Here is a 12,607-nt window from a genome sequence, read left to right as displayed (position 1 = left end):
TGTCATAAAGCCCCTAAAGAGAGCACCCTTCCGCAATAGAACAATTCACTATTATTTTTTGTATGATCCGATTGGATTTTGATTGCTGACTTGTATACTAGCGCTCTTATCACAACGCCCATTTTTATTGAGCCGCCAAAATGAGCAATCCAGAATTCGTTATTTTTTTACAATTTTTTGTCGGACTTTTTGCTGCCGTCAACCCTCTCGGCATTATGCCTATCTTTGTTTCACTGACAGCACACGAATCACCGATAGAGCGCAAAAAGACTGCTTATACTGCGAGTCTCGCCGTCGCCGCTATTTTGGTTGTCTCTCTGCTGGCAGGCCAACTGTTACTTGATGTGTTCAGTATATCGCTAGACTCATTCCGGGTGGCCGGTGGCATGTTATTGGTGAGTATCGCGTTTACCATGATGAACGGTAAGCTAGGGGAAGAGAAACAGAACAAACAAGAGCAGTCAGAGAGTATGAGTCGCGAGCAAATTGGCGTGGTACCACTCGCCATGCCGTTGCTTGCCGGACCCGGTGCTATTAGTTCAACCATTGTTTACTCATCCCGCTATCCCAGCTCAGTGGATACCTTTGGATTGATCGTCACCATTGCACTTTTTTCTGCTGGAATCTGCCTGCTTTTTTTAATCGCTCCTAAGTTGGTCCGCTATCTTGGTCAGACAGGTATCAACGTTATCACGAGGATCATGGGCCTGATACTTGGCGCACTCGGCGTAGAGTTTATTGCCAATGGTCTGCGCGCCTTGTTCCCCGGGCTGGCATAATATCGATTTGATGAAGAAGTTTTCTGCCCGTCTCAAACCCTGACGGGCAGCCCTGATACACTACTGATCATTATTAGCTCTTATCGCGAACATTCATGGAAAACAAGCAAACCCCGCTGCAGAAACATCTCTACACAATGATATTCGGCACGCATACCAAGGCTGGCAAGGCATTTGATATCGCCTTAATCGTGGTAATTATCAGCTCAATCGTGGTGTTGATGCTTGATTCAGTCGGTATCTATAAAGAAAAATATGGCACCCTGCTCTATACAATTGAATGGTGTTTTACAGCATTTTTTACCATTGAATACCTCCTCAGGCTTTATTGTTCTCCACACAGGCTTGCTTATGCGAGAAGTTTTTATGGCATTATCGATGTCGTTGCCGTCTTACCCACCTTCTTAGCCCTCTTTATTCCCGGCGCAAGCTACCTTATGGCTATCAGGCTGCTGCGGGTACTGAGGATCTTTAGAATTCTCAAACTGGTTAGATTTTTACAAGAGTCTAATTTTCTTCTCAGCGCACTGAGGATGTCCGCACGCAAGATCATGGTTTTCTTTATGACGGTATTCGTTCTGGTTACCGTTTTTGGGTCCTTGATGTTTGCCATTGAAGGCCCTGAGCATGGTTTCACCAGTATCCCATACAGTATTTATTGGGCAATTGTAACAATGACAACAGTGGGCTACGGCGATCTGGTTCCACAAACCGACCTCGGCAAAGGGTTGGCTTCACTCACAATGTTGATGGGCTATTGCATTATTGCTGTGCCTACTGGGATTATCACAGCGCAAATGGGGCAGGAAATTAATCTCCATCGTCGTCTGGTGAAATGCCCGAATTGCTCTGAAAATGGGCACGAATCAGATGCTCTTTACTGTAAGCATTGCGGCAGTGAATTGCCTGAACCTGATAAGCGTCTGGTTTGATATAATGTAAAGATAAAGTTCCACTCTCCATACGTACCTTATGGCTAGTAAATATTTGAAATTATTAATTTTTTACTAGCCGAAAACTCTTTTTATCTCCTCATTACATTTTTCGCCAAAATTTGACTCGTGTTGCAAAATCAATCTTGCACGGCATAATAGCAAGCAAAAATTAAACATCGTTTTTTAATGACCATTGTCATTATTTCTTCTTTAAAAATGTTTGCTGACTACCTAGTGAGAGGGTGATAGATGATAGAACAACAGGCCACTGCCATGGCGCCAACCAAACAGAGTTTGCGAGCATTGTCGAAGACCATATACCCAGATGCCAAAGGCATAAAAAAGATTCGCTATCGCGGACGTTTTTGCTTATGGGGAATGACCAAGCCTGATATCGTCAATCAAACGGTCGAGACTTTTTCCAGTCCGATACTCTCTGCAATACTGAAAGACAACAAACACTTTCACGAAAAGCCGCTAAAGCCTTACCTAAATCTCAACATTAAACCAGAGCAACGGGCGACGCTGATCAACCAGCATTTCCGTTTACTGGAAGCAACATTTGGCGAGAACCTAGAAAAATTCTACACCGAAGAAGGTTATGAGTTGCTGTCTTTTAATGACCGTAACGAAAATAGCTACCGCCTTGTTCTTAAGTACCACAACAGTCAGTCACGTGAAGGTGATCTGATGGTGATGTTGTTAGATAGCCAACAACGAGTGGTATACACATTGGCGTTTACCATCGGCGGCGAACGAGAGAGAACACTGTATATCGGCGCACTTCAGGGTGCATCAGCCAATATAGAAGACAGACCCGCACTGATTCGTACCCTAACCCGCTCACTGCATGGCCTGCGAACCAAATCACTGGTGGTAGAAATCACTTTGATGATCGCAAAATTACTCGATTGTCAGCGCGTCGTGGCGGTCAGCAATAAAGGCCACATTTATCAGGCTCTGCGTTACATGGGCTCAAAGCGAAACCGTGTTAACTTTGACCACGATGAACTGTGGAGTGAATTTGGTGGCAAAGTGTTGAATAAATTTGAGTATCAACTGGATATCGAACCTCAACGCAAAGATCCTTCAACGCTGAAGAAGACGAAACGTCGCCTCTATGAAAAACGTTATAAGTGGCTTGCTGAAACGCAAGAAGCGGTAAAAAACGCAATTGATGCCATTCGTTGGCAACAATAAAAAAGTCGGGTGTGTAGCCCGACTTTTTTATAACGTAATGCCCAATAACTCATGAAAAAATGAACCACTATTTGTGATGGCTCACTCCGGGAAGTACGCAAAGCATCTCATACAGCAGATTGGCTGCGACTAAAGACGTGTTTCCGCTTTGGTCATAAGTTGGAGACACCTCAACCAAATCACAGCCCACTAAATTCAGTCCGTGACAACCGCGAATAATTTCCAGTGCCTGCCAAATCGTCAGTCCACCAACCTCTACGGTGCCTGTGCCAGGAGCAAAGGCAGGATCAAGACCGTCAATATCAAACGATAAATACGTTGGCCGTTCACCAATTTGGTCTCTAATATCTGCCATGATAGGTTTTAATGACTGCCCCCAGCATTCTTCAGCTTGAATGACTGTCCAGCCTCGGCTTCTCGACCAGTTAAAATCCTCTGGTTCATATCCTGTGCCTCTCAATCCAATCTGAAACACAGCGTCAGAATCCAGTAATCCCAGTTCCTGCGAGCGCCGGAAAGGTGTACCGTGAGCAATTTGCTCACCAAACATGTGATCATTGATATCAGCGTGAGCATCAACATGAATGAGAGCAACCGGACCGTGTTTGGCTGCCATGGCCTTAAGTACGGGAAACGTCAGGGTGTGATCCCCGCCAAGTGTGAGCGGAATACAGTCATGGATGAGAATGTCATTGTAAGCCTGCTCGATAATATCGACCGTTTTTTGTAAGTTGAACGTGTTAATGGCGACATCACCAACGTCAGCAACCTGAAGCGAATCAAAAGGCGCAGCCCCCGTTGCCATATTGTAGGGTCTTAGCAAGCACGATTCTGCTCTTATTGAGCGAGGTCCGAAGCGACGCCGGGACGATGAGATGTCCCAATATCCACAGGAATACCGACAAAGCATGCGTCCAAGCCGCTGGCATCATCGTAAACTGGCAATCTCATCATAGATGCGACTCCACCAAAGCGGGGCATTTCATTTCCACCAAGGGGCTGGTTATATGTCATCCCGAATGATCTCCCTTTGCTATAGCTCATCAACATAAATAGCCTAGCAATGGTTTATCAAACGAAATATAGCCGGGGTTTGAACTCAGCATTGATGTTTATCAATACATGGCTAGGGGTATGAGAGTGAACCATTCAGATAGCCGAACGGCAGGGATAGGGATGGCTACTCCGTAAATCTTGGATAAACGTTTCCGTCGATAGTGTTTTGGCCGCCCCCCTTTTTGTGATGAGCTCAAAACAGCAACTGTATGTCATCGACGAGGCTCTGAGTTGGCGCAACCTCCCCTGCTCTATCAACGGAAGTGCCATATGCTCTGGCAAAAATCCGATATAATGGCCACTGAGGATCAGTATCAGTTGGGGCTCAAGTTGCAGTACAGATGCAGTCACATTTCCAAGCTTAACTGACTCAGGCATGAAATCACGCCAGTAGCTACGTCCAACAGCCTCTGCCCGGTTGATTGACTCCTCGGTAATATCACTCTCGCTGGACAAGAAAAACGGGTGGCCTTGACCACAATAGAGTCCATGAACTTCTTCATAAAGCGGTTCATAGACCAACCCATCCACCTTATGAGGAAAACTACCAATACCGAGTGCTAGCCGACTGTCCAGAACCTGTAATTCGAGCTCTTGTGGCGTAAGTTGCCGCATCAATATTTCAACGCGATTTGGTCGCTCCTTAAATCTGGAAATAGCCATAGCCAGATGATTACCGGGATCAGAGCTAATACTGTCAACGACACCAATCTTGAGTTCACCAACCAGCTTCCCTTTTACTTCTGTCACCTCTGACGCAAAACTGTCCATGGCAGCCAGTAAGCGTTGAACGGCAGGGTAAACAATCTCTCCTTGCTCAGTCAGCCGAAAACCTCCTCGCCCCCGATGGCAAAGTGTCACACCCAGCCTTACTTCAAGCGCACTGATATGGTTACTGATTGTCGACTGACAGACATTCAGTTCCGTTTGTGCCGCTGAAAAGCCTTGATGGCGAACAACAGTGTCGAACACCCTGAGTAATCGAATATCACTTCCTGCTACTTTCATATATTTGTATTTTTCAATGTTCAAAGCGTTAATTTTGATAATGACAAAATTATAGTAGGCGGAAGTCAGTAGGATTGTCCGAATATGATGATATGCGTAATTTGTAGGTAGAATATCAAAAGCTCCCTCACAGCGGCGAGGGAGCTGCAGTGCTTTAACGCTCCGACGCATCAAAGATGAAAATATCACCCTGCAATGCATAATCGACATTCACTGATTCTGGGGTAAATTGGCAATGTTCAGAAACGGGCCTTATTTCTCCTGACCAACCGTAGGGAAGAGAAATAGAGAAATAATTTGGCGACCTTTTCCGGCTGTTGATATTTTCAAACTGAATATCATCAGCACTACACATATCATCATAGAAATAAGCAGAATACCTAATATCACCGCCCTCATACTTTAGCGTCAAGTCAGAGACATCAGTATCCTGAGATACCCAGTTTAAAGTAATTTCGTCTGTGCTACTGAACCTAAGTTTATTTGCGCTAAGTGTTCCAGACCAACCAACTGGCACCTTTACACGAAACAAACCTGATTCGTCGGTCACCGCATCAGACAAATAACCCGAAACGGTTGTGTCAGATAATGGTGTACCGAGATGATCAAGCACACGACCATGAATTTCAACTTCAAAGATATCGTCTGTAAATAGTGTTATGTTGGTTTCCCCGGCAACAAACATCGCACCATCTTCAACATCAAAGGCGTAGCCGAAATCAGAGCTGGTTCCTCTTTTGATATTTGTCAAAGACCACTTATCATTGACTTGTGAGTACTGAAAGATACTTTTATTTTCGTCATCACCAACGAATAGTTGTCCATCACTTAACTCAACATCATGTCCGAAGTAACCATCTGATACTGGAGAATACAACAATTGATTTTCAGTCCAATTACCTTCGGTATCTTTATTATAAATCTGAACATTTCCCGGGTAGCCGTAGGCGGATATGGCAAGTACCTCGTCTTCAACATCTAATGACCACCCAAAACTTTGATAAACACCAATATCATTGGGTCTTTGAATTTGCTGGGTTAACATAAACTCATTTGAGATAGAGTAGACATTAACTCTATTTGCCTTGAAAACGCTGACAAAAAGGTCGTCGCCTTCTCGTCTAATATCGGTTCCCAAATCACCCGTCGTACCATCGGGTAATCTTAAAGACCGATTAAATTGCCATTTACCACTCACTGGCGTGTATATATCAACTTGCTTTGAAGATACAGTGAACGCTAATAAATCATTATCAATATATACCGTCTCGCCAAATAGATTGCTGGCATTGGAAGGTTGAGGTATCTCATGAGCAATATCCCATTGGTATGGCCATGAAGAATAGTTCTTTTTGAAAATTGATATCTTATTGTTCTCAGTAAATAAAGAACCATGTCCAATGGCAATGAGGTGTTGGTGAATAGATACACTTTTTGCAACTAAGCGTTTCTGTGCGTAAATAGGTAGCTCACCCTTGTATGTCCAATGACCATATTCTTTTTCGTAAAGGTGTTTTCCAGCGACTGCCGTATTGCCAAATACTGAAGCTGTAAATGCGCCTTTATTTAGTGTAAGCGAACGATTGTAGCTATCATCGTTATTCTGTTTTTCAGCCCATACGTTAGAAGAAATACAGGCCAATATTAATAGAAGTTTTTTCATAATCATTCCATTCCTTTGAATTGATTTATATAATCTGGTAAGAGTCTTATTTGACTGTCAGTCAAACATGAAATCCTCAATCTATATAGGTATTTATATTGAATAAGGATACTTATACTATCGCCGTCAAAAAAAATAAAATTAAATAATAATGACAATTATTATTTATTGGAATGTAATCGAAGACATTTTAATTTATTAATATCGAGTTATATAAAAATAATGAATGGATAGATAATCAATATATATATAATACTATCGGCTGAGATGAAATTTTATATTACTAGATTTACATAATATAACAAAAGCCTCATTTTAAGTGAGGCTTTTTTCTCTAAAAACGAAAGAAGGTGATTAAAATTTACTTTCTACGCCAAGTCGTTCCCTGTGGGCCGTCTTCAAGAACAATGCCCATTTCAGTCAGCGCGTCACGGGCCGCATCAGCAGCTGCCCAGTCTTTACTCGCACGTGCGTCATTACGGGCTTTAATCAATCCCTCAATTTTTGCCACTTCATCGTCACTGCTATCAGCGCCACCTTGAAGGAAAGCTTCTGGTTCTTGTCCCAACAGACCCAGAACATCTGCCAGTTGACGCATTCGAGCTGCCAATTTTGATGCTGCTGCCTTGTCTTCAGACTTTAAGCGGTTAATTTCTCGCGCCATATCAAACAACACTGAGTAGGCTTCCGGCGTATTGAAATCATCATTCATTGCAGCTTCAAAGCGGCCAACAAAGTCTTCACCTTCTTCGGCTTCCGCAGTGAGATCAAGACCACGCAGAGCAGTGTACAGTCTTTCTACTGACGCACGCGCTTGTTTGAGATTTTCTTCGCTGTAGTTGAGCTGACTGCGGTAATGACCGGACATCAGGAAGTAGCGAACAGTTTCTGCATCGTAATGCGCCAGTACATCGCGAATGGTAAAAAAGTTACCCAGTGACTTTGACATTTTCTCGCGATCAATCATCACCATGCCGCTGTGCATCCAGGTATTGACGTACTGCGTGTCGTGAGCACAGCAGGACTGTGCAATTTCATTTTCATGGTGAGGGAACGTAAGATCAGAACCACCACCGTGAATATCAAAATGATTACCAAGAATTGCGGAGTTCATTGCTGAACACTCGATATGCCAACCCGGACGACCTGGTCCCCATGGCGATTCCCAAGTCGGCTCACCTGGCTTCGACATTTTCCACAGTACAAAGTCGAGCGGGCTTTTCTTGGCTTCCTCAACGTCGACACGGGCACCGGCCTGAAGCTGATCGAGATCCTGACGTGATAATTTGCCATATTCGTCAAACTTAGCCACTTCGAACAGCACATCACCGTTTGACGCTACATAGGCATAGCCGCGCTCAATCAGGCGTTCAACCAGTGCAATAATGTCAGCAATATGCTGAGTCGCACGTGGCTCCACATCAGGGCGTTTCATATTCAGCGCATCGAAATCGGCGTACATTTCACCAATAAGACGCTCCGTCAGATCATCACAGCTCTCATTATTTTCAGCTGCGCGCTTGATAATTTTGTCATCAATATCAGTGATATTGCGGACAAACGTCAGATCGTATCCTAAGTAACGGAGGTAGCGTGAAACCACATCGAACGACACGAAAGTACGGCCATGACCGATGTGACACAAATCGTAAATCGTAACCCCACACACATACATGCCAACTTTACCCGGCTCAATGGGTGTAAATTCTTCTTTCTGCTTAGTGAGTGAGTTGTAGATCTTTAACATGGTTTTAGGGTTACTCATTGTTAATAGTCGTGAATGAAGGCTAATCGTACATGATAGCGAATTTAGCTCAAGCAGTTTGTTTTAGCCCTATTTCACAGTGAGCTTTACAGGCATGCGTAAAAGGCAACGTGATACGTTTAATCCGGAAACTGTACAAGAATAATGTTGACTGCCCGCAACCAGCCAGCGCATTAACCAACAAGATGTTTTACAAACCGAGAACGTCAATTGCTAGCATAGTGTATTCATGATTGTTAAGGTCTCAAAACATAGTCGTCAATATCACATCACGGTATAAGTAACGCTACAGTTGACTTGAAGACGCATCGCCAAGGTTTGAAACTGCGCCCCTTTGGGATAGAATCACGCCTTTAATGCCGATGCACTAACGATAGGAAGTTAACATGGTAATCCTTCATACCACTTTTGGTGATATTAAAATTGAACTGAACTCAGACAAAGCTCCGGTCACTGCAGAAAACTTTTTGCAGTACTGTCGTGACGGCTTTTATGACGGCACGCTGTTCCACCGTGTAATCGATGGTTTCATGGTCCAGGGCGGTGGTATGTCTTCAGGTATGGAAGAAAAAGAAGGCCGCGCTCCTATCAAGAATGAGGCGAGCAATGGCCTGAGCAACAAAATTGGTACTCTTGCCATGGCGCGTACCATGGAACCACACTCTGCAAGCTCACAATTTTTCATCAACGTTAACGACAACCTGTTCCTGGATTTCAAATCTGAAACACCAGACGGTTGGGGTTACTGTGTGTTTGGCGAAGTTGTCGAAGGCATGGACGTTGTTAATAAGATCAAAGGCGTTCAAACAGGTAACTTCGGCTATATGCACCAAGACGTTCCTGTTGAAGAAGTACTGATCAACAGCGTAACTATTGAAGAATAAGGAAATCAGGAAAGTGGGCCATTGCCCACTTTCTCATTATTTATGACCACCCTCTTTATCTCTGACCTACACCTAAGTGACGAACACCCTGAAATTACAGACTGTTTTCTCACCTTCATAGAACAAGAAGCCCCTGAAGCCGACGCCCTATATATTCTTGGTGATTTATTTGAAGCATGGATTGGTGACGATGACGAAGCGCCACTTCATCACAAAGTGAAAACTGGCTTAAAGGCACTCACAAACAAAGGCATCCCCGTCTATTTTATCCATGGGAACCGTGACTTTCTTATTGGTAAGCGGTTTGCGAAGGAAACAGGTATTAAGCTGTTACCCGAACATTGCGTGGTGAATCTCTACGAAAAACCCGTGCTCATCATGCACGGCGATACACTTTGCACGCAAGATCTCGCTTATCAACAATATCGTCAAAAGGTTCACAATTCTTTCATACAGTGGCTCTATCTTAGGTTGCCGCTGGGTATAAGACGTAAAATCGGTGAACGTCTGCGAAGTGGTAGCAAAAGCCACAATGCACAAAAGTCCCAGATGATCATGGATGTTGAGCAAGCAACTGTTCTCAATGTGATGGCTGACGAAAACGTCGATTTGTTGATTCACGGCCACACACACAGGCCAGATGTTCATCAGGTTACCGTCAATGGACGTAGAGGTCAGAGAATTGTTCTTGGCGACTGGTACGAGCAAGGCTCCGTACTCGTTGTAACGAGTGAAGGCGCAGAGCTACAGAACCGACGTTTTTCCGAATAAAAGATTGAGCGAGTGAAAAGCTCGACATGAATCACTGATATTACTGCGACACAAAAGAGATATATAAGCATGGATGCTGGTATTGCTCGACAAGGTATATTCGACAAAAATTGCGATCTTTTCGGCTATGAACTCTTATTTAGATGTGGAAAGAGCAACGTATTTCCAAACGTGGATGGCAATATGGCAACGCAGGCCGTCCTCGATATGACGTTCAATACAACCGCGACACAGACAAACTTTATCTCTAAGGGATTTCCGTGTTTTGTCAATTTTAGTCATAAGTCGATCACTGACTGTAACCCTAGTAAATTTCCCCAATCACAACTGGTCTTTGAAATACTCGAGTCCTGTGATATCGACGGAACATTGATCGCCACAATCAGAGAGCTGAGGAGAAAGGGTTTTTTAATTGCTTTCGATGACTTTCAGCCGACCCGAAGCTGGCTTGATATTTTACCTCTTGCCGATATCGTAAAAATTGATTTTAGCGCACTGAGCTCTTCAACTATTTTGCAACTTCTTCGCCTCATTCCAAAAGATCGTAAATGCAAACTACTGGCTGAAAAGCTGGAGAATCAAGCTGAGGTCGATCAGGCTCTGTCACTGGGATTTGATTTATTCCAGGGTTATGCATTGCACCGTCCAGAAAATCTGTCACTGAGCAAGGCTGAGGCTAGTGAGGCAGTCACTTGGGTACGAACATCAGATTGAAAAATGAGACAAGGTTGTAACGTCGCGACTTCCACTTGAAACACCTATATTTTGCGACGAAGGTACATTTATTTATGTAATATTTTGATTTTAGATCAGTTACTATTGATACAAATCAAGGTATTCGTTACAAGTTTAACATCCCCCTGACTGCTGGCACGCTCTTACCAGCACGCCGGCAGTCTCCCCTTGTCTAATATTTTGCCTGTGTATTTTTACTTCCTTACCAATGCCAGTGATCACCTTAAGCTAGCGCGGCCTTCACCTATTTCCTGAACAAAAAATGCGTTGGCATCTGGGAAGAAGGCAAAAGCTTAACTCGACGTTGGCATCACAAAATCAGGGTCACAGCGTAAGCCGGTCGGCCAGCGGGCCGTTATCGCTTTTCTCCGGGTATAGAAACGCACGCCATCCGGCCCATGGACATGAAGCGGACCAAATAGGGATCGCTTCCATCCGCCGAAACTATGAAACGCCATTGGAACCGGGATTGGCACATTGACACCTACCATACCCACTTGTATTTCGTGGCAGAATTGTCTTGCTGCATCGCCGTTTTGGGTGAAAATTGCTGTGCCATTGCCATACTTGTGTTCATTGATTAACTGCACCGCCGCACTGTAGTCTTTTACCCTGACAACACTCAGCACAGGACCAAAGATTTCGTCGCGGTATATGGTCATTTCTGGAGTCACATTGTCGAACAAGCACCCACCAAGAAAAAAGCCGTTGTTCTTCGCGCTGACAGAGCGACCATCCACAATCAGCTTTGCCCCCTCTTCCTCACCTTTGTCGACATAGCTTTTCACTTTATCGAGATGATCACGAGTCACTAAAGGCCCCATCTCCATTCCCGGTAACAAGCCATTCCCGACTCTGAGGTTCTCAACTTTTGGTTTGAGGTGCTCAATCAAAGTATCACCAATTTCTCCCACAGCCACTGCAACAGAAATTGCCATACAACGCTCGCCAGCAGAACCATAGGCAGCCCCCATCAATGACGACACAACCTGATCTAAATCGGCATCTGGCATCACAACCATATGGTTTTTAGCCCCCCCCAAGGCCTGAACCCGCTTACCATGTTCAGACGCTGTCTTGTAAATGTATTCAGCGACAGGTGTCGAACCAACGAAGCTGACTGCTTCAACATCTTGGTGAGTCAGCAATGTATCGACCGCCTCTTTATCACCATTCACGACGTTGAATACACCGTCAGGCAGACCTGCTTCCGTTAGAAGTTCTGCAATTCGAAGTGTTGAGGAGGGATCTTTTTCAGAGGGTTTCATGATAAAGGTATTCCCACAGGCAATAGCAATCGGGAACATCCACATTGGTACCATCACAGGAAAATTAAATGGGGAGATACCGGCCACGACACCAAGCGATTGGTTGAGAGACCACGCATCTATTCCTAAAGCGATTTGCTCACTGATCTCGCCTTTAAGCAAATGCGGGATGCCAGTGGCAAATTCAACAACTTCAAGCCCCCGGGTAATTTCACCTTTAGCATCCTCAAGCACCTTTCCGTGCTCAAGAGTGATTAACTCAGCCAGCTCATCCATATGTGTTTCAAGCAGAGCCCGAAAGTTGAACAATATCCGCGACCGCTTGAGTGCCGACATCTCAGACCATGCTGGATATGCCGCTTTTGCTGCAGCAATAGCCTGCTCTGTTTCTGAAACAGAAGCCAGTGATACTCTTCCAGTTTCCTCACCAGTGGCCGGATTGAAAATTGCCTGACTGCGCTCACTGGCTGGTGTGTTTCGTCCGTTGATATAATGCGTTACCTTTGTCATCCTTCGCTCTCTATAGTCTGTCGTTCCGTTCTG

12 protein-coding genes are annotated in these 12,607 nt (G+C 44.5%); 6 read left to right on the top strand and 6 right to left on the bottom strand.

Annotation, left to right across the window (positions count from 1 at the left end; genetic code table 11):
* Positions 1–140 precede the first annotated feature (140 nt).
* The 3 genes from A8L45_RS02535 to A8L45_RS02525 all read left to right on the top strand — a co-directional run bounded on the left by A8L45_RS02535 (position 141) and on the right by A8L45_RS02525 (position 2,914).
* The gene (locus A8L45_RS02535; RefSeq protein WP_068898881.1) at positions 141–779 is read left to right on the top strand and encodes a YchE family NAAT transporter; all 639 of its coding nucleotides are present in this window, start codon (positions 141–143) and stop codon (positions 777–779) included.
* A gap of 95 nt (positions 780–874) precedes the next feature.
* A complete protein-coding gene (locus A8L45_RS02530) occupies positions 875–1,711 on the top strand; it encodes an ion transporter (RefSeq protein ID WP_068898879.1) in 837 nt (278 codons plus the stop codon).
* Between the two features lie 252 nt (positions 1,712–1,963).
* Entirely contained in the window at positions 1,964–2,914 is a 951-nt protein-coding gene (locus A8L45_RS02525) for a VirK/YbjX family protein (RefSeq protein WP_083228158.1), read from the top strand.
* 67 nt (positions 2,915–2,981) lie between these two features.
* On the opposite strand, the gene speB is transcribed toward A8L45_RS02525, so the two are convergent.
* The 5 genes from speB to cysS all read right to left on the bottom strand — a co-directional run bounded on the left by speB (position 2,982) and on the right by cysS (position 8,388).
* The gene (gene speB / locus A8L45_RS02520; protein WP_217492110.1) at positions 2,982–3,737 is read right to left on the bottom strand and encodes an agmatinase; all 756 of its coding nucleotides are present in this window, start codon (positions 3,735–3,737) and stop codon (positions 2,982–2,984) included.
* 14 nt (positions 3,738–3,751) lie between these two features.
* The gene (locus A8L45_RS24970) at positions 3,752–3,928 is read right to left on the bottom strand and encodes a hypothetical protein (RefSeq protein WP_217492109.1); all 177 of its coding nucleotides are present in this window, start codon (positions 3,926–3,928) and stop codon (positions 3,752–3,754) included.
* A gap of 135 nt (positions 3,929–4,063) precedes the next feature.
* Complete coding sequence (locus tag A8L45_RS02515; RefSeq protein WP_068899005.1) at positions 4,064–4,978, bottom strand: LysR family transcriptional regulator; 915 nt, start codon at positions 4,976–4,978, stop codon at positions 4,064–4,066.
* 154 nt (positions 4,979–5,132) lie between these two features.
* A complete protein-coding gene (locus A8L45_RS02510) occupies positions 5,133–6,641 on the bottom strand; it encodes a carboxypeptidase-like regulatory domain-containing protein (RefSeq protein ID WP_245680628.1) in 1,509 nt (502 codons plus the stop codon).
* A 361-nt stretch (positions 6,642–7,002) separates the two neighbouring features.
* A complete protein-coding gene (gene cysS / locus A8L45_RS02505) occupies positions 7,003–8,388 on the bottom strand; it encodes a cysteine--tRNA ligase (RefSeq protein ID WP_068898875.1) in 1,386 nt (461 codons plus the stop codon).
* Positions 8,389–8,792: 404 nt separating this feature from the next.
* Between cysS and A8L45_RS02500 the strand changes: the two genes are divergently transcribed.
* From A8L45_RS02500 to A8L45_RS02490, 3 genes are all read left to right on the top strand, one after another.
* Entirely contained in the window at positions 8,793–9,290 is a 498-nt protein-coding gene (locus A8L45_RS02500) for a peptidylprolyl isomerase (RefSeq protein ID WP_068898873.1), read from the top strand.
* A gap of 42 nt (positions 9,291–9,332) precedes the next feature.
* Positions 9,333–10,061, top strand: coding sequence for a UDP-2,3-diacylglucosamine diphosphatase (lpxH, locus tag A8L45_RS02495; protein WP_068898871.1), 729 nt, complete (start codon positions 9,333–9,335; stop codon positions 10,059–10,061).
* A gap of 183 nt (positions 10,062–10,244) precedes the next feature.
* Positions 10,245–10,775, top strand: coding sequence for an EAL domain-containing protein (locus A8L45_RS02490; RefSeq protein WP_175401886.1), 531 nt, complete (start codon positions 10,245–10,247; stop codon positions 10,773–10,775).
* 314 nt (positions 10,776–11,089) lie between these two features.
* Here A8L45_RS02490 and A8L45_RS02485 read toward each other — a convergent pair whose 3' ends face one another.
* A complete protein-coding gene (locus A8L45_RS02485; RefSeq protein WP_068898866.1) occupies positions 11,090–12,574 on the bottom strand; it encodes a CoA-acylating methylmalonate-semialdehyde dehydrogenase in 1,485 nt (494 codons plus the stop codon).
* Positions 12,575–12,607 lie beyond the last annotated feature (33 nt).

This window comes from Veronia pacifica, from assembly GCF_001707825.1.
Taxonomy (GTDB): Bacteria; Pseudomonadota; Gammaproteobacteria; order Enterobacterales; family Vibrionaceae; genus Veronia; species Veronia pacifica.
Note: the sequence above shows the minus strand (reverse complement) of the source record. Positions and strands in the feature narration are given on the sequence as shown.